We start from the raw sequence: 17,185 nt of genomic DNA on the forward strand, positions 1-17,185 counted from the left end.
CGGCTGCGGTGAATGAACGCGGGCAAGCCTTCAGCGTCGGAACCGCCCTGACATTTGTCGCCATGCTTTGCGCGATTCTGCTCGCATCCAGAGCCTTGGACCAATGGTTTGGCGCGGCCGGCGTCGTCGCGGCGGCGGCGGTCGCCGGCTTCGTCGATACTCATTCTGCGGCGATCTCGGTCGCAACTCTGGTTGGCGCAGGCAAATTGACCGCGGGGAAGTCCGCGCTTCCCATCTTGCTTGCGCTCACGTCCAACACCGCCACCAAGGTCTTGCTGGGCGCTACGTCGGGCGGATTTGCGTTCGCGTGTCGTGTTATTCCTGGCTTGGTGCTGGTGATCCTTGCCGCTTGGGCCGGTTGGGCGATACGCCCTGCGTAATCGGCACAGAGAAAGCCAAGGTGGAAGCATAACGTGCGCCTGCTCTTGCCTCGCGCGCGAAGGTCCCGAGAAGCGCCTCAAAGAACGGCTTCGAGACGCCATTGGACAGATTCCAAAATGTTTCGCCGCTGGCCGGCGATACGAAAGCGGTGACGTAAAGCCAATCGAAAAGATGATGGCCAGGCGCGATCGGACGCTCGCCAACCGGCGCCTAGACTCGTCGCGTCACCGGCTTCAGACCGATGCGGTGCTCGTCCGGCTCAAAGACTTCAATTGTAAGCGTCCAACGACTCCCTTGTAGGGCAGCCGGTCTTTGACGACGATGATCAAGATGTCCGAGGATTCGACCGGTATGATCATCATAAGTCTGAGCACATGTCTGGGCATAGAACATCCCATGTTTTGGATGCGCTGGAGCGGGCTGGAGGGGCGTTCTCCTGTGCGACGGCTATGCCGCCTATCGCAGGCTCGCCGCGCCCGATCGGCCGGGTGGACTGGCGACGCTAGCCTGCAGCTGGGCGCATCTGCGCCGGGAGTTCTACAAGCTCCGTGACGCTGGCGTCTCGCAAACAGCGACCTGGACGATCGCGCGCATGGCCGATCTGTGGGCCGTCGAAGCGCGGGTTAAAGGTTGCGATCCGCAAACCCGCCTCAACGCCCGAGGCGCCGCTTCAGCTCCGATCGTCGATGAACTCCAGATGCGCTGGGAAAGCGAACTGACGGGCATCTCGGGCAAATCCAAACTCGCCGAAGCAATCCGATACGGCCTCTCGCGAAAGGCCGAGTTCCGCCGCTTCCTCGAAGACGGACGCGTCGAACTCGATAACAACAGTGTCGAACGCGCCATCCGGCCGCAGACGATCACCCGGAAAAACGCGCTGTTCGCAGGATCAGAAGCCGGCGGCCAGTCCGCATGTGACGCCGATCGTCCGACGATGTTTGCGGGGGGTGGATCGAGAGATGGCCTGACTGACAGTCGAACGGCGTTCTCGAAACCTGCTTGAAAAACGGCGTTCGACGCCGAGACTTTTATGAGGACCGGAACGCGCGTATCTCCATCTTGGCCGGGGGCTCGCCCCGAGGCCGGATACGTTGACGCAGACCGATCAGACGGCGTTCTCGACAAAACTGCTTACAGACGGGGCGGGCCATACGCTTAAACGCGGCCGCTTCCTCGGCTGTGGCTGATTTTGGGTTTTTCGGACGCGGCTTTTGGATCGACCAGCCGATCGCTTTCAAAGCTCCCCACCCTCGCTGTGCGGCGACCGAGACCAGGCCAAGCTCCTCCGCCATCCAAGCAGCGACCTTGCCGCTTGACCACAGCCCGCCATCTTGCGGCTCGTGAAGGCGATCGCGCAATTTCGCTAAAAGCTCAGGTTCAGGATCGGCGGCGTCGCGCCGTTGCTTCGACGCAGATCTCGCAGCGCGTCTGGCCCATCGGCATTGTACCGCGCCAGCAATTGTTCGATCCACCGCTCGCCGAACGCCATCGTCGCAGAAACCTGAGAAATTGTGTGGCCGCGCGCAAGCAGCCAGATCACCTGAAACTGCCGCGACGCCGTGACGTCGCAACACATAAAACTCTTCCAACTCCTGCATGCTCAAATGCGAGTTGACTTCCGCCATGCCTAAAAATCCCCCGACTCATGGCGAGCCAGCCTATCTGCTTCGCAAAGACAAGATATCCTCCTCAGATCGAGTCGATCAGCCGGAAACCGTATAACGGAGAGTCTCTGCGGCAGAACGTACCGTCCCTGGCCTAGGCTGTTTTCCAAACGGAAACGGAGTTTTTCATGCTCTGTGCATTTGCTCCAGCCCCGTACTGTTCAGCGGCGCATTCGATTAAGAGTTGAGCGTTCGTCACTTCTCCTTGACGATCCAAACGCCCTTGATTTTATCGAACGAAACGCCTGGCGCGGATTTGAGTGCATCCTTTGTCGTAACGATCGTCAGCCAAGTTTTGCCTTCCTTTTCGGTTGATTTGATCGCTTGAAAAGGCACAGCGACCTCCTTCTCACCTACACCAAGAAATCCTCCGACAGAAATAATTACAGCTTCTACTTTGCCGCTTCTATCGAGGAGAAGGTCTTCTACTTTGCCGACTTTCTTCTCATCAGGATCATAGATGTTGTGTGTGTGGACGTTAGAAACCAGCAGTGCGTCCCTTGGGAGCGTTTTCAAGAAATCGCCGGTGACTCCAGCGTCATTCTCGGCGCTCACGATTTGCGACGACGCCGCTACTACAAGGAAAGTCAGAACGCTCACGGAAAGGGATTGCTTCACTTCCAATTCTCCATTGTTGAGGAATGACTTAACCTCTGGTGCATGGAAATGTTCCCAATGGTCAAGGCGCTATACGCCGAGGCATGTACCCAACTTGCGCACAGCCGGTTACGGGGGGTGCCCTGGTAATTCAAAGCCTGCCCAGCAAAACCAAAATCAACACGACAATAAGTATCAGGCCGAGTCCGCCGCCGCCGTAATAGCCGGTCCCGTAGAAAGGCCCGCCACCAAGCCCGCTAAAGCCCCCAAGTAACGCGATTACCAAAATGATGAGGAGGATAGTTCCTAGCGACATAGCATTATCTCTCTCGTTGGGCTGAAGAAGCGTGTCTTCCGATGAAGGCTTGTCACAATGGCGAGTTCTACTTGTCCATGAGCCAATTTGCGACTTCACCGCATGATCGGATATAGTATCCTGCTGTCCGGAGCCGCGTCATTAATTTCCAACTTGATCCGCTGCGCGGAATACCCCCGACGATGCACCTACGTTAAATATGAGGCTGAAGCCCGTAGAGGCGCGTCGCGGTTGGTCTCGTGGACGAAACGCGTTATTTCTATTTGTTGGCGTGATGCTGGGCATGAGCCTTCGCGGCTTCATCGGCGTGATATTCGGCGTGCACCGCATGGCCCTGAGAAACCTGCGCGTGGTGGGCGCCCTTTTCGACCGCCCCCGTTTCATGGTGCTTGGCGGCTTCCTTATAATGCTCAGCGGCCTTTTCGTGATGCTGGGCGGCTTGGGTGTGGTGTTCTGCGATCTTGGTTGGTGTAACTGCCATAGTTGATGTCCTTCCCATTTCGCCCAATGTTAGAACGTAATTCGCCCAATGTTAGAACGTAAGTATATCGAATGAATGTTGCCGATTTGTCAAGCACAACGCACAACACATCGTTGTGAAGTCAAGTGCATACCCCCGAAACTACTCAAGGTGCGTAAGGGTTTCTCAGGGCGGCAAAGGCGTTTGGGAGATCAGGTCTGAGTAGTTTCCGAACCTTCCCATTCGGTTTCAAGGCTTTTAATTTGGTGAGTCTTAAGTGTCCTAGTGAAAATCAAGACCATAAAACTAGCAGCGGTTGCCGTGATAGCGACGAGAACTTGCCCCAGAGACTTAAGGTTGACAAAATCCAAGCTGAGAAAATTGGTGAAGGGGACAGTGAATGGCGCCCGTCTTGCGGCACGAGCCGATGCGGATATGGCGGCGCACGGCGACGCCGCCGTTAGCTAGGGGCGACGCGTCGATTGCGCATAAGAAAGAGATTATCCTGGGCAGGAAAGGTATGGGTAAAAGAGTTTTAAGAGCGCGGTGGCGAACAAATCTTATTGGCTAAGGCCGTAATTATTGGAACACTCGTTAAAGGGCAGGAGCATCAGTTTCCGTGACGCCTTCCCGTTTTGTTGCGCGGGGTGTTTTGGAAGCCCTTCCAATCTATTGAGAGGAGAGACACGATGAGCACACTTTTGATCATATTGATCTTATTGTTCATGTTTGGCGGCGGGGGTGGGTATTACGCCTATAATTCCTACGGCGGTCGAGGCGTCGGTGGTGTGCTCGGGACGGTTCTTATCGTTTTGCTGATCATTTGGGCGCTCGGCTTGCTGCACTGAGTTCCATTTGAGAGGCGCTCTACTAGGGCCTGACGTATCGGAGTGTGCTGACCTTAGGTATCGACGGCGTGATCTTGAAGACAGCGCGTCTCAACCACGCAGCGGCGATAAATACGGGTCATACGCCCGTTGGCCCTGTTCGGTTGAAGCGAATCCTAATCGTGGGATAGTATAGAGTTTCCGGAGCCCAGGACTGATATGATGGTGGACATATTAAGCGCTGAAATTGTTTCTGAAAGTGAAGAGGCGCAAGCCTCTGCAGTTTCGTGGGCTGCAATCATAGCCGGTGGTTTTGCGTCCGCAGCCCTGACGTTGGCGCTGCTGGCGTTTGGCGCGGGGATTGGTTTGGCCGCTGTGTCTCCCTGGATGAATTCGGGGATCTCATCTAGGACGTTCGGTATCAGCGCCGGGATTTACCTCTGCCTTGTCGCAATTATGGCGTCCAGCATCGGTGGGTATCTCGCAGGGCGCTTGCGGACCAAATGGGTCGGCGTTCATTCACATGAAGTTTATTTTCGTGACACCGCGCACGGGTTTCTGGCCTGGGCATTCGCCACGGTGATCAGCGTTGCCTTCCTTGCTTCCGCCGCAGCCAACATCGTCGGCGGCGGGTCCGGGGGCTTTACTCAGGAGCTCGGAGGCAAGGTCGGTCAATCAGTTGGGCCAATGGCTACCTTTGTGGATCTGGCCTTGCGCTCCAATCCTGCAACAACGCGAAACGACGCCGTTGAATCAGCGGCGGCGCGCGGAGAGATTGATCGCCTCTTCACCTCTCATCTTAGCGCTGGCGAGGAATTTTCTCCGGCGGATAGGACTTACTTGGCGCAGTTGGTTGCCGCGCGAACTGGATTGAACCAATCAGATGCCGAAAAGCGTGTGTCTCTGGTGATCGCACAGGCCAAAGGCGGACTCGACGATGCGCGAAAGGCGGGCGCGCGCTTTGCTCTCTGGTTGACCGCCTCTCTTTTTCTGGGCGCATTCTCCGCAAGTTTGGCTGCGACAGAGGGGGGAGGTGTGCGGGACGGAACGTGGAAATACTCATAAATTGCGAGACCGGCTGGCAACAAAATATGGAAGGAAGCGTTATGGGCCGTTCGATTCTTCTTTGGCTACTAGGCGTACCAATCCCGATCATTATCCTTCTGGCTATTATGCATCGCTAGAGGCCGTAGCGGCGGCAGTAGGCTTTTTCTTGAGACGGCGGCTAGCTGGAAGGTTCCGGTCGAAGAATTGAAAAGGGGGATCGACACCTGCGGAATGAACCCTAAAGTGACGAAAACCTTTCCGAGCAGAATCTCTCATCTTTTGAAGGAATTGAATATCGGGATCTGGATGGAAACTAAAGAGGAGTTGGACTTCCCTGAGGTCATTCGTCAAAAATACTGGATTACCTGTCAAAGAAAAATGAAATTGGAACGCTTGAGGCAAACAGGAGTTTCCCGAAGGTGGTGTCAGTAGAATTTATTGGAGTAAAGATCATGAGCAGCGCAACAGATAAAGTGATAGGCGCCGCTAACGCGGCGGTGGGAAATGTTAAGCAAGCTGTAGGCAAGGCCGTTGGCTCTGACAAGCTCGAGGCGGAGGGAATTGTTCAAGAAGCCAAAGGTGAGGGTCAGAAGGCTGTCGGTGACGCGAAAGGTGCAATTAAACAAGGCGCCAACAAGGTTGCCGAAGTGATCAACAAGAAATTGTGATTTTTCGCAACATGTTTCTGGTCCCAGGGGGCCAGCCTCTGTTCGCGTCCGCTTACGTTTGCATTCGCCGGTACTAATTGACCAGTCTCCGTTTGCGTTGGTTGAGCGGAGTAATCATCACATGTAAGCGATGCGTCAACAATTCGATTCAATGAATGTAAAATCCTGCCTCGATGCGGCTGGATGGCGCAGTGAGTTTCCAAACTGAGTGGAACAGTCGACGCTGGCGAATGCAGTGAACATCCGTGGTGCAAAGGCGGACGCCAGCCCGGTCATAACCGCGGTTGCCGTGACCAACGATGCGACGCGACCGTCGAAAAAGGGCCGCATGGCCCACCCAGGACCTGGAAGACTAGAGCCGCGTCAAGTTGCAGTTACACGACCCGCAGGGCCATCTCAACGGCGTTCTGCTTGAGGACGGCGTGATCATCCGTTTTCCACCGCCGGACGCTGAACAACACACCGCGGACCTTGCCTTAGGGCAGCCCCTCTATGCAAGAGGCGACGGCGAATCTCGCTCCCTCGGAGAGGTGATCGATGGGCACGAGATCGAACCGAGCGTGACTGAGCTCACCAAGATCGCGAGGCGCTCTTCAAACGCGGGATGCACGATGTTTTCGGCGGACAAGACGCGCCCTTGCCGCCGGTTGCACCGAAGGCGCCGTAGTACAATCGCATGTAAACAACGGACATCGCAGCCCAACATATGAATTGCACCGCTGTCCAGGATAAAAGCTCCATCGGTATAATCGGGTCGCTTGCTGTGGTGTAACTCCCCGGGCGATCGTAAAAAGAGAAACGAACGGGATTTTTGCCTTCGCTCAAAGTCCCATCTAACGGCAAACCCAAATTGAGGATGAAATCATGGAAAGCAAGGGATTACGGTCGGAATCTGAGACGCTGTCAGCAATCGGTGGTATCGAGGAAAGTGTGCTGAGGAGCGTGGGCGCCTTGGGCGCATCGATTGCCGAGGCAGGGGTCCGGGGCAAGGACGCCATAAGTACAGTCGCGACGGACGCTACGAATTCGGCCGGAGCCGAGCTGGCGTTATTGCGAAGCGATCTCAATAGCCTCATCGACACGGTCGAAAAATTCATTGCTCATGCAGGCGTCGAGACCGAGAAAGTCGCGCGGAAGGTCTCACATAACGTAGCTGGCCGCGCTAGTGATCTTTCAGATAAGGGAGTTGAAATGGCCTCCGCAGCGACGGATCAGGCGAAGGTCTTCGCATCCGACTTCGAACATATGGTCCGGCGTAATCCGATCGGCGCAATCGCCGGCGCAGTCACAGTGGGGGTCGTTATTGGTTTGCTCGGGCGCCGCAGCTGATGGTGTATCGTCTTCTCAAGGTCTTGGGATTCGATGTATCCGCCAAGATAGACGCGGTGGTCGCCGGCCTCGAGTTGCGGGCAGAGGAAATTTCGGATCATTTGAAGCAAGCCGTGCAGGAAGCCGCGGTGATCGGAGCGTTATCCGCGTCAGCCGCCATCACAGGAGCGATGGCGCTTGGAGTTGGATTGATTGCCCTTTATCGCGGGACGGCCGAGGCGGCCGGGGCTTATGTCGGGCTCGAAGTTGACGGCGCTGTTTTAGTCGTGGTGACGGTGCTTCTCGCGCTTGCGGCCATAATAAAAAGAAAATCGCTGTCGCGGAACAAGATCAAAAAATCACGCTACGCCGGCGAAGCGCAGCATACAGCCCTTGAGCGTAGGATCATCACGCATGAATCCGTAGTAGAGTCAGGCGCGAATGCTACGCATCCCCTGGCGGCTCCAAGCGCAGCGACGCCGGCGGTTGGATCCACATCTGATATCAATGCGGTTGAGCCATTGGCATTCTTCCTTTCAAAAGTGATCCAAGAGCCGAGCGGAGATAATCCATTCGTCGATGAGATTATGGGCAACCTTCGCGCGACTGCGAAAGGCACGCCAGGCGAAGCAATCGATCGGGCCGCCAATGTCATTCGTCACGGCGATCGGAAGGAATTGGCTCTAATTCTGACCGGCGCCGCTGTTATCGGCTGGCTATTAACGCGTTAGTCTCTAGTTGATTTCTATGGAATTGGGTCGATTGGCCGTAAGGGAATTCCGATCCTGAAATGTTCCGGCCTGGAGTGCCCCCCGTTTCACCCGACACGCTGGCTACTGGGCCTGAGCTCGGATAAACTCCCGTGGGGAGCGCATCCTGAGCGCTGAATGAGGATGGATTTCGTTGTAATCGTCGATCCATCCGGCGATCTGCCGGAGCGCCGTTTGGGCGTCCGGCAAGGTGTTGATGCGAACATAATCGCGCTTGAAGGTTTTGACGAACGCCTCCGACATCCCGTTCGATTCCGGACTGCGTACGGGCGTAAAGCACGGTATGAGGTTCAAGGCCGCCGCGAAGTCTCTGGTCTCCTTCGCCGTGTAAGGGCTGCCGTTGTCGGAAAGATGCTCGATCGGGGTTGGCGCTCTCACTGTCCCGAAACGCTTTCGACGGCGTCCAGCATCATGTCGCGAACGTCCGAGCCGCTGATCCCGGCGCCGCAGACGGCGGTCCAGGCGATAATCTCACGGTCGAAAGCGTCGATGATGAACGCCATCCGGACGACATCGCCGTTCCAGCAGGAAAACTCCAGGCCGTCGGAACACCAGCGCAAATTCGAGCGCATGACCATGATCTTGCCGTCGTGGGCGCGACCTTGCCGGCGCGCCGTGCGGCGCTCCAGAAGCAACCCTTGACGCTGCATGATCCGATGGACCCGCTTCCTGTTGGCCGGCGGCAGACCTTGCTGCGCCCGGTTCCGGTTCACAAGCGCGGCGATGCGACGATAGCCATAGGTCGGCCGCTCATCGACGAAGCCGCGGATGAGCGGCAGCAAGGCGTCGTCCTCAGCCTTCATGTAGGGACCGCGCGACGGCGTCTTGCCGCGCGCTTTCTCGGACAGGTTGGAGCGCGACACGCCGAGTGCTTCGGCGACGCGCTTCATCGGGAACCGCCTTTGGGCGACGACAGCAGCCGCAAGGTCGGTTTTTTTGCGTGCACCTTGGCCAGCGCCTCGCGGAGGATCTCATTCTCCATGGTCTTGCGGCCGAGCAAGCGCTCCAGCTCGCGCACCCGCTCCTCGAGCTTGCGGACCTCCGAATTGCCGACGACGGGCTCGTCCGATCCCACAGCGGTCGCGCCTCCCTCGCTCATCAGGCGCCTCCAGCGATAGAGAAGATTCGCCGCGACGCCATGACGTCGGGCGATCGATGAGACCGTCTCGCCCGGCTCAAAACTCTGCTCGATGATCCGCAGCTTTTGCTCCGTCGACCAATACCGCCGACGCGCCGTCCCCGTGATCAGTTCAATGCGCTGATAATCATCCGACATAAGCCTGTCCTCAAGGATATCCTTGAGCCTTCCTGCTTACGCCAGGTGTCCGGTCGAAAAGGGGGGCGGTTCACGGCCTTCCACTGCGTCCTTTGATCAATGACGCAATTTTGTGTTTGGTTCCTGGCTCTATCGACCTCATTTCGCTGCGACAGCAATGCGGATGAGGGCGGGAATAGACCTCGATCCGGTCTTGCGCATGATCGCTGCCCGGTGATTCTCGACCGTGCGCTGGCTGAGGCCGAGATCGCTGGCGATATTCTTGCTGGGTTGGCCTGCGAGCACCAGAGCCAGGATTTGGTGCTGCCGCGGTGTAAGGCCAGCGAGGCGCGCGACGGCGTCCGCGTGGCGCTCCCTAGTTAGGCCCGGCTTCCGGTTCTGCCCGAGGGCCTGATTAATGCTTGCGATGAGGTCACCAGCGCTAAATGGCTTCTCAAGAAAATCCGAGGCGCCGTCTCGCATGGCCCGTACGGCCATTGAGATGTCGCCATGCCCTGTGATCATGATGGAAGGAAGCGCGATCTCTTCCGATTTGAGCCGAGCCAAGAGGTCAAACCCGTCCATTCCCGGAAGCATCGCATCGACAACCAGGCATCCTTGCAGCCCCGGCCTCAGCGCCTTGAGAAACGCTTTGCAACTCTCGAAGGTTTGCACGGACCAACCATTCGCTTCCATCATGTCGCGGACCGCGTCACGGACCGCCGCGTCGTCGTCGACGACGAAGATCGTTAGCGACTGGGTCGTGGTTATCGCCTTCGACTCGGGCGGCGAGGGAATCGGCGACGAAGAAGCAAGGAGATGCGTGATCGCGCGTAACAACGCGGCAGCGTCGACGGGCTTGTCAACATGAGTGCAGCCTTGGCGGGCGATGGCTCCCAGAGTCGCAGTTGAGATGTCGCCGGTCAATACAATGGCCGGTATTGCATTATTAAACTTCTCCCGGATCTTGGCGACGATATCAACGCCATTCGGACCGTTTGGAAGATTGAAGTCGGCGATGATGAGGTCGGGCCGGTCCGACGAAGCAAATGCCTCCGCACCGTCGGAGACGCTGATTGAACGATAGCCGGCGTCGCGCAAAAGCATATCGAGCAGTTCGCGGATGGTTTGATCATCATCGATCATCAAGATGGTGGCGTGTGCTTGCGCCTCCGCAAGTCGAGGCTTCGGGCGCCCAGGCATCGCGGCGCCTGAAGCACCGTGTTGGAACGGAACGGCGATGCTGAACATCGAGCCGCGCCCCACTTGTGATCTTACATCGATGGCATGTCCTAGGAGATGCGATAAGCGCTCGACGATGGCGAGACCAAGTCCCAGCCCCTTGATGCGTTCGCGAGCCGGGTTATCCACCTGATGAAACTCTTCGAAGATCGAGCGACGATGCTCATCCGGGATGCCAGGGCCCGTGTCCCAAACTTCGATATGCATCATTTCCTTGTGCCGACGGCACCCCAGAAGGACTTTTCCCTTGGATGTAAATTTTACGGCGTTGGCGAGGAGATTCCGGACAATCTGTTCGAGCAGTCTTGGATCACTGCGAACGACGCAATTACTTTGCAGGACTCGCCATGAGAGACCTTGAGCCTCCATGTGAAAGCTAAAATCCGCTTTGAGATGTTCAAACATACCGTTCAGCGGAAAATAGTCGATTTCGGGTTGGATGACGCCGGCTTCCAGTTGATTGATGTCGAGGAGCGTGTTGAGCATCCCCGACATGACGCTTACCGAAGCGTCAAGACGCTTCAGGAGTTTTTGAGCTTCAGTCTCCTTGATCCTTTTGCTTAGCAATCCTTGAATGAGCAGGATCGTCTGCAAGGGTTGCCGCAGGTCATGACTCGCCGCTGCGAGGAAGCGCGACTTTGAGAGATTGGCGCGGTCTGCGGTTTGCCTTGCGCCGGCCAACGCCTCCGCCGTTCGCCTGTTTTCCGTAATGTCCATGAATGTGATTACGACGCCTTCGATAGAGCCTTCCTGCGTCCGGTAGGGAAGAATGAGCCGCCGATACCAAACAGCGTCTTGCGCTGGAACTTCTCGTTCGATGGGCAAATGTTCGCTGAGAACTTGCAAGGCGTCCGGGATCAACTCCCGGTCCGAAGTGAGCGATGTGAAATCAGCCAGTGGACGGCCGATGTCCGCGGAGATGATTCGGAACTGGGTTTTCGCCGCAGGCGTAAAAAATCGGATGTTGAGAGCCCGATCCAGGAAGATCGTTGCAATGCCAGAGCTTTCTAAAATGTTTTGTAGGTCGTTGGACGTATTGCGCTGCCGCTCGAGTGATTCCTGCAGCTGATTGTTCAAAGCGGTCAGTTCTTCATTCAGCGACTGCAATTCTTCTTTCGACGTCACCAATTCCTCGTTGGTGGATTGAGCCTCCTCATTGAGCGACATCGCCTGTTCTTGAATGCGCTTTTCTTCGGCCTTCGCATTGTCGAGTTCGTAGAGCGCGTTCTTGAGTTCGTGATGAAGGTCCTGAATTTCGCGCTCCGCATCGGCCGCGCGGGATCGATCCGGGTCGGGCGCCCGGTCGGCCTTTGGACGCTCAAATGGATGGGTGAGGAAACTGACGAGAAGGAATCCTTTCGGACCCATCGTCACCGGTTCGACAATGATCCCAATGGGGGTCTCGCGGCCATCTTTTCTTAGATATGCGTCGTTGACGACGGAGCGCGCATGGTCTCGGCTGGCCCGCTCGATCGCGGCGCGCAGCTTTGGCCGGAGTCCGTCGCGGACCATGGCCAATATGTCCCTGCTGGCGTCTCCCGCGGCGATCTGGAGATATTTATCTGCTCTCCCGGAAAAATGGAGACATTCGTGGTTGGCATCGATCAGGGCCGAACTCAGCTCAAAAGCGTCGAAGAGCGCGCGCTGCGAAAGATCAGCGAAATTTGTCGCTTGTCCGAGCAACGGCGTCGCCGGCGCCGCCAGCAGCGAACGGCCGATGGCGCTCGGTCTCGTGGGAAAAGCGATCTCCCCCGGCAGGCTGCGGCCGACATGACGGTAGATCCGATGCTTTTTCGATATCGCGTCAAATCGTTCTTCAGTGCCGACCGCCTCGGAGCCGCCGAGAAAGAGCACCCCGCGGTCGCGCAGGGCGAAGTGAAAGAACGACAGGATTTTGTACTGCGCTTGCGGTTGGAGATAGATGAGAAGATTGCGGCAGCAGACCAGATCGATGCCGGAGAAAGGCGGGTCCGCAAGCACGTCGTGAACGGTGAACACCACGGCGTCGCGCAAGTCGCGGACAACCCGGCAGGCATGGTCTTCCTGAATGAAGAATCGTGTAAGCCGCGCGGGAGACACGTCAGCCTTGATCGTATCTGGATAAATCCCTTCGCGGGCGAACGCGACAGCATCCGCGTTGACGTCGGACGCAAAGACTTGAAGTTTTAGCGGTCTCTTTAATGCGCCGAAAGCCTCAAAGAACAGCATCGCGATTGAATAGGGTTCTTCGCCCGTACTGCAGCCGGGACACCAGACCCGGATCAATTGTTCCCCGGATTGCCGCTTGATGAGAATAGGAATAATTTCCTTCGAAAGGAACTCGAACGCCGCGGGTCCGCGGAAGAATTGTGTGACGCCAATCAAGAGATCGGCGCGAAGGAGCTTTGCTTCGCCGTCCTTCTTGTGCAGAAACGAGAGATATGACGCGCGGTCTTCAATGCGCGCCGCGCTCATGCGATGGCAAAGGCGGCGCTCCAGCGTGCCCTTCTTATAGACGCTGAAATCCTGTGACGTCTTGTCTCGAACAAGTTCGATGATTTTCGAAAATGCGTCAGCGTCCGGGTCTGCCGCCGATTGCGCGAATCCCGCGGCTTCGGCTGGTGCATTGCTAAAGTGCTTCATGACCATTGCTGGAATATCGTCGACGCGCGCCACGAGATCGACCTCTCCAGTCGCAATCGCGCTTTTGGGCATTCCGTCGAATGAGGCTTCCTCCGGATCCTGAACGATCACAAAGCCGCCCTTGTTCTTTATCGCGACGAGCCCCTTGCTACCATCTGCACCGGTGCCGGACAGGACAACGCAAACGGCGCGCCGTCCGCAGTCGTCGGCGAGCGAAGAAAGGAAAAAATCGAACGGCAATCGGGAGCCGTGCCGTTCCTTTGGTTTCGAAAGGCGCAGCACTCCATCTTGAATTGCGAGGAAGACGCCGGGTGGGATCAGATAGACGTGATCTGGCTTTAGCAGCATTCCGTGGGTTGCCGCAGCGACAGGCATGCTCGTGTGTGTAGAAAGCAACTCCGCCATCAGACTGGGATGCGTGGGGTCGAGATGCTGGATCAGCACAAAGGCCATTCCCGTCGCCGGATTCTGGGCGTCAAGAAATCGCCGGAACGCCTCAAGCCCTCCCGCAGAAGCCCCGATCCCGACGACTGGAAAACCGAGCGGATCGGGGAAGCTCGGTCCCCCCCGGGCGTTCTGGTTTTTCTCTCGCGTTTTATCGGTTGCGCGGCTGGCGGTTCTCTTCATAGGACCTGCAAGTGTTAGTTAATGTATTGACTTGGAGATATCGACGCTCAGATTAGCACGGGATCAGCTCGGGTTCGTCTAATTTATCTTTAGGTCCTTTTTCGTCTGAGTAGTTTCCGAACCTGTTCTCGATATTGAATAAGCACGATAATCTGCATCATCAAATTCGTAGCGTGGGCAATGGGGGCGGCATTACAGCTCTCCAAACGCTTCAGGTGAAGCCATTGAACGCCGATCATTGCGCGATTATTTGGATCAATCACAGGGAAGCGAAGCTTTTCCACGTCAATCCGAGCGAAACGAGGCGCATCGTCATAGATCCCTATAATCCGGCGCAGCGCATCTGTCACAAGGCGAATTCAATCGCCGAGGGACGTTCGCCCCTGGACTACGAGTTTTTCGAGGAGATCGCTGAAGCGATTACGAATGCGAAAGCCATTCTCATCACAGGACCCGCGAGCGCCAAGTCGGAGCTTTTTGCCCATATCGTAGGCTATCATACCGACCTCGCGCAACGAGTCGCCGCCATCGAAACGATTGAACACCCAGGCGACAGCGCCCTGATGGCAGTCGCCCACCTCTACTTCAAAAAGAGACTTAGCTAAGCAAGAAAAGTTGAATGCGCACGTGGCGCAAAGGATCCTGGATGAAGATTCGTGTCGGATATGAGATAATTTATGAATTTCCGCAGCCCACCCCCGTGATCATGGTTCTCGGCGTCCACTTCACCCGTGCGTCCGATGTCATCGCGCCCGACTACCTGACAACGAGCCCTTCAGTGCCGATCTCGCCTTACCGCGACGTCTACGGCAATTGGTGCAGCCGGATCGTCGCTCCTCCTGGTCGCATGCGCTTGTCAGCCGATGGCCTTGTCCGGGATAGCGGCCTGCCAGACGTATGCGCCCCTTTGGCTTGCCAACACCTCGTGGAGGATTTACCAGCGGAGGCCCTGATCTTTCTCCTCGGTAGTCGTTATTGCGAGACCCAACGCCTGTCCGACGTCGCTTGGAGCCTTTTCGAAAAGTCACCACCGGGGTGGCCGCGCGTCCAGGCGATCTGCGACTTCGTAAATTGCCACATCGCCTTCGGTTACGAGCATGCGCGCGCGACGATGACGGCCTGGGAGGTCTTCAATGAAGGCAAAGGCGTGTGCCGCGACTATGCGCACCTCGCCATTGCATTCTGCCGTTGCATGAACATTCCAGCGCGTTATTGCACAGGCTTTCTTGGCGACATCGGCGTGCCGCCGCCGTATGGCCCGATGGATTTCGCTGGCTGGTTCGAGGCTTATCTTGGCGGGCAATGGTACACGTTTGATCCACGGAACAACATCCCGCGAATAGGCCGCGTGTTGATCGCTCAAGGGCGCGATGCGGCTGATGTGCCGATCACACACACCTTTGGACCAAACACGCTGATCAGTTTCAAGGTCTGGACCGACGAGGTCAGCTAGATCTGTTCATCATTTACGCTCCAGTTCCGACAACTCACCCAACGCAGCCGATGAGACTCATGCTCTGAGCCTTATCAGTCCGCAGGCCAAGCTGGCGCAATTGACGACTGAGTCTAAATCTGTCCGATTATCACGGAGTGGAGGAGGCCTAAGTCAACGTGAGCTTGAGACATCCTGCGTGTACGCGGGACAAGCCTCATGATTCCGCTTAATTAATTGGGTGGGCTCCGGGCATCCACTTCCTTCATTGCAATGAAGAATCGCTTCCATGTGCGATGAGTGTATCAATTGAAGGTCCAGGGTGAGGCTTAACTATCCCTGCAACATTGCAGCGCTGAGTAGCGGGCGGCTCTTTTCAAGCGGGCAATCTGACGCTGAGCTTGTCTATCATTTAACCAGGACCTCTACCGACATCCCTTGGAAAGCATCCGCCTCGCCGACGAAACTACCGGTCACAGGCATCGCCTGCCGGATGTCGCGCGCCACAGCGACGGGTATCAAATTGGAACTCCCAACATTTCGGTTGGTGGGATCAAATGTGATCCATCCCGCGCCCGGGACATAAACTTCTGTCCAGGCATGGGTTGATCCCGAAGCATTAGACCCCAAAATCGTTGCATCGGGATTGTAGAGGTAGCCCGAAACGATCCTAGCCCCAAAGCCAAGGCTGCGCGCTGCTTCTATGAAGAGGACAGCGAAATCCCGGCAGGAGCCCCAACCGCGATCCAAAGTTTCGAGCGGGGGCTGCGTGCCCTCGTCTTCCCTGCTCTGATAGCAGATTGAGCCCGAGACCCCACAGCTGAGATCCGTCAGCAAGGCAAGTGTGTCCGTCGGCCTGCCTCGAACGAATGACTGGGCCCACCCACGCAGCCGTCCCACTGGGTCCGGAAATTGCTGGATCGCCAGCGCGCCAAGGTCGATCCACTCGTCGTCGGAATATCGGAAGGGATACAAGATGGCGGAAGCAGTGATGTCGAACACGGGCCAGATCGGAGCGTTGAGGGTGAGGTCTGTCACGCAATCAATCACGAGATTATCAGCCGACGACTGAAAGGCGGCCGTCGCAACGGTATTGCCGAAGACGTCCTGAGCCCAAGTTAATTCTGCGCTGGGCGTCACCGTTACATCGCTTGAAATCACTTGAAGGTCGCGGCTCTCGCGCGGACGAAGCATCAACCGATGCGGGCCGAGGCCTACCCGCTGCCGATAGCGATAGGCCGTCCTATGATAGATCCTGAGCGTGATCAACGGGAGCTCCAAGTCGATGGGCATTGAGGGAGCTGGTCGAAACCGCGCCCTTCATTCCTTTGCGGTGATTCGTACGTATTTCGTCGCGACAATCTGTACGACCATTGACCTGGCCAAATGGGTGAATAGTAAAATAACGTCGTTGGGCTGGTGCGGCAAGGTACAGTAATGGGCGAGCAGGTGAAGGACTGAGGGGATACCATTGGATCATTTTCGTCCTACGCGGTTTCATCCCGACACTGAATTCGGTCAAAGAATGATCGCGAGCGTTGGACTGGAAGTTGCAGAGCAAAGTCGCACAGAAAGTCAATTGCGAGAGGCGCTAAATCGAGACGAGGGGTGCTCGTTTCCGGCGAGGAAAGAGTATAAACGCGGTCACGCTGGCGAGGAGTGATCTGTTGTCGTGCGAAGCGACGAGGCCTTCCATCGCGCGATAGCTTTGTTGAAATCAATCAAGGCGACAATCAAGGCTGGCCCGTTCCAAAGCCTCGCCGCGAAAACCGACTGATTATAATACCCGCATTCAGAATTGCTTCGTTAGAGCTAAGTCCTGAGTTGTCCGGCGTCAGCGCCCATGAGACAAATCGGGGTATTTTCTGAAGGGAGATTTCTGGTTCATCTTAGCCCATTCAGGAGCGCAGATGAGACAGAAATCCGTGCCGGCGAAAGCCCCGGCAGAACAGCTTGTGAAAGATATTCG

General features: G+C 56.7%; 17 protein-coding genes and 2 pseudogenes. 10 read left to right on the forward strand and 9 right to left on the reverse strand.

The features are described 5' to 3' along the window. Both BM177_RS18115 and BM177_RS18120 read left to right on the forward strand, forming a co-directional pair. On the forward strand, positions 1-380 hold a 380-nt coding region (locus BM177_RS18115), incomplete at its 5' end, for a DUF4010 domain-containing protein (RefSeq protein ID WP_139223732.1). Between the two features lie 392 nt (positions 381-772). Next, positions 773-1,384, forward strand: a complete 612-nt coding sequence (locus BM177_RS18120; RefSeq protein ID WP_091686485.1) for an IS66 family transposase — start codon at positions 773-775, stop codon at positions 1,382-1,384. A 25-nt stretch (positions 1,385-1,409) separates the two neighbouring features. Here the strand turns inward: BM177_RS18120 and BM177_RS21215 are convergent, their stop codons facing one another. The 5 genes from BM177_RS21215 to BM177_RS18145 form a co-directional block, all read right to left on the reverse strand. Further along, complete coding sequence (locus BM177_RS21215) at positions 1,410-1,739, reverse strand: helix-turn-helix domain-containing protein (protein ID WP_091686487.1); 330 nt, start codon at positions 1,737-1,739, stop codon at positions 1,410-1,412. Positions 1,740-1,744: 5 nt separating this feature from the next. Next, positions 1,745-1,957, reverse strand: a complete 213-nt coding sequence (locus BM177_RS18130; protein WP_091686489.1) for a helix-turn-helix domain-containing protein — start codon at positions 1,955-1,957, stop codon at positions 1,745-1,747. A 283-nt stretch (positions 1,958-2,240) separates the two neighbouring features. After that, a complete protein-coding gene (locus BM177_RS18135) occupies positions 2,241-2,663 on the reverse strand; it encodes a PRC-barrel domain-containing protein (protein WP_244532436.1) in 423 nt (140 codons plus the stop codon). A 130-nt stretch (positions 2,664-2,793) separates the two neighbouring features. After that, positions 2,794-2,958 carry a DUF3309 family protein gene (locus BM177_RS18140; protein WP_091686494.1) on the reverse strand — a complete coding sequence of 55 codons (165 nt, stop codon included), beginning with the start codon at positions 2,956-2,958 and terminating at the stop codon, positions 2,794-2,796. Between the two features lie 259 nt (positions 2,959-3,217). Beyond that, positions 3,218-3,439: a hypothetical protein gene (locus BM177_RS18145; protein ID WP_091686497.1), complete on the reverse strand. Its 222-nt coding sequence runs from the start codon at positions 3,437-3,439 to the stop codon at positions 3,218-3,220. Between the two features lie 668 nt (positions 3,440-4,107). Here BM177_RS18145 and BM177_RS18150 point away from each other — a divergent pair. The 5 genes from BM177_RS18150 to BM177_RS18170 all read left to right on the forward strand — a co-directional run bounded on the left by BM177_RS18150 (position 4,108) and on the right by BM177_RS18170 (position 7,999). Continuing rightward, a complete protein-coding gene (locus BM177_RS18150; protein WP_091686512.1) occupies positions 4,108-4,266 on the forward strand; it encodes a DUF3309 family protein in 159 nt (52 codons plus the stop codon). Between the two features lie 198 nt (positions 4,267-4,464). Beyond that, positions 4,465-5,310: a hypothetical protein gene (locus tag BM177_RS18155; RefSeq protein WP_342028940.1), complete on the forward strand. Its 846-nt coding sequence runs from the start codon at positions 4,465-4,467 to the stop codon at positions 5,308-5,310. 434 nt (positions 5,311-5,744) lie between these two features. Further along, the gene (locus BM177_RS18160) at positions 5,745-5,960 is read left to right on the forward strand and encodes a CsbD family protein (RefSeq protein WP_091686500.1); all 216 of its coding nucleotides are present in this window, start codon (positions 5,745-5,747) and stop codon (positions 5,958-5,960) included. 864 nt (positions 5,961-6,824) lie between these two features. Then, positions 6,825-7,289 (forward strand): ElaB/YgaM/YqjD family protein, encoded by a 465-nt coding sequence (locus tag BM177_RS18165; protein ID WP_091686502.1) that lies wholly within the window; start codon positions 6,825-6,827, stop codon positions 7,287-7,289. Next, complete coding sequence (locus BM177_RS18170) at positions 7,289-7,999, forward strand: hypothetical protein (protein ID WP_091686504.1); 711 nt, start codon at positions 7,289-7,291, stop codon at positions 7,997-7,999. Before BM177_RS18165 ends, BM177_RS18170 begins: the two co-directional genes overlap by 1 nt. Positions 8,000-8,101: 102 nt before the next feature. Here the strand turns inward: BM177_RS18170 and BM177_RS18175 are convergent. Both BM177_RS18175 and BM177_RS20825 read right to left on the reverse strand, forming a co-directional pair. Continuing rightward, a pseudogene (locus BM177_RS18175) lies at positions 8,102-9,314 on the reverse strand (IS3 family transposase). A 138-nt stretch (positions 9,315-9,452) separates the two neighbouring features. Next, positions 9,453-11,660 carry a response regulator gene (locus tag BM177_RS20825; protein WP_244532438.1) on the reverse strand — a complete coding sequence of 736 codons (2,208 nt, stop codon included), beginning with the start codon at positions 11,658-11,660 and terminating at the stop codon, positions 9,453-9,455. A gap of 51 nt (positions 11,661-11,711) precedes the next feature. On the opposite strand from BM177_RS20825, the gene BM177_RS20830 reads away from it, so the two are divergent. Beyond that, positions 11,712-11,957: a hypothetical protein gene (locus BM177_RS20830; protein WP_244532439.1), complete on the forward strand. Its 246-nt coding sequence runs from the start codon at positions 11,712-11,714 to the stop codon at positions 11,955-11,957. Positions 11,958-12,383: 426 nt separating this feature from the next. On the opposite strand, the pseudogene BM177_RS20835 reads toward BM177_RS20830, so the two are convergent. Continuing rightward, a pseudogene (locus BM177_RS20835) lies at positions 12,384-13,784 on the reverse strand (chemotaxis protein CheB); the annotation flags it as partial. Positions 13,785-14,008: 224 nt separating this feature from the next. Between BM177_RS20835 and BM177_RS18185 the strand changes: the two are divergent. Both BM177_RS18185 and BM177_RS18190 read left to right on the forward strand, forming a co-directional pair. Continuing rightward, positions 14,009-14,389, forward strand: a complete 381-nt coding sequence (locus BM177_RS18185) for a hypothetical protein (RefSeq protein WP_091686509.1) — start codon at positions 14,009-14,011, stop codon at positions 14,387-14,389. 41 nt (positions 14,390-14,430) lie between these two features. Beyond that, positions 14,431-15,237: a transglutaminase-like domain-containing protein gene (locus BM177_RS18190; protein ID WP_091686516.1), complete on the forward strand. Its 807-nt coding sequence runs from the start codon at positions 14,431-14,433 to the stop codon at positions 15,235-15,237. Between the two features lie 387 nt (positions 15,238-15,624). Here the strand turns inward: BM177_RS18190 and BM177_RS18195 are convergent, their stop codons facing one another. Beyond that, positions 15,625-16,485: a transglutaminase family protein gene (locus tag BM177_RS18195; protein ID WP_091686518.1), complete on the reverse strand. Its 861-nt coding sequence runs from the start codon at positions 16,483-16,485 to the stop codon at positions 15,625-15,627. Between the last annotated feature and the right edge of the window lie 700 nt (positions 16,486-17,185).

The organism is Methylocapsa palsarum (assembly GCF_900114285.1).
Classification (GTDB): domain Bacteria; phylum Pseudomonadota; class Alphaproteobacteria; order Rhizobiales; family Beijerinckiaceae; genus Methylocapsa; species Methylocapsa palsarum.

Bases quoted from the DNA above. Each gene is read 5' to 3' on its own strand.
- BM177_RS18130 (WP_091686489.1), bottom strand. From the start codon at position 1,957: ATGTGTTGCGACGTCACGGCGTCGCGGCAGTTTCAGGTGATCTGGCTG.
- BM177_RS18150 (WP_091686512.1), top strand. From the start codon at position 4,108: ATGAGCACACTTTTGATCATATTGATCTTATTGTTCATGTTTGGCGGC.
- BM177_RS18165 (WP_091686502.1), top strand. From the start codon at position 6,825: ATGGAAAGCAAGGGATTACGGTCGGAATCTGAGACGCTGTCAGCAATC.
- BM177_RS18140 (WP_091686494.1), bottom strand. From the start codon at position 2,958: ATGTCGCTAGGAACTATCCTCCTCATCATTTTGGTAATCGCGTTACTT.
- BM177_RS18190 (WP_091686516.1), top strand. From the start codon at position 14,431: ATGAAGATTCGTGTCGGATATGAGATAATTTATGAATTTCCGCAGCCC.
- BM177_RS18160 (WP_091686500.1), top strand. From the start codon at position 5,745: ATGAGCAGCGCAACAGATAAAGTGATAGGCGCCGCTAACGCGGCGGTG.
- BM177_RS18155 (WP_342028940.1), top strand. From the start codon at position 4,465: ATGATGGTGGACATATTAAGCGCTGAAATTGTTTCTGAAAGTGAAGAG.
- BM177_RS18145 (WP_091686497.1), bottom strand. From the start codon at position 3,439: ATGGCAGTTACACCAACCAAGATCGCAGAACACCACACCCAAGCCGCC.
- BM177_RS18170 (WP_091686504.1), top strand. From the start codon at position 7,289: ATGGTGTATCGTCTTCTCAAGGTCTTGGGATTCGATGTATCCGCCAAG.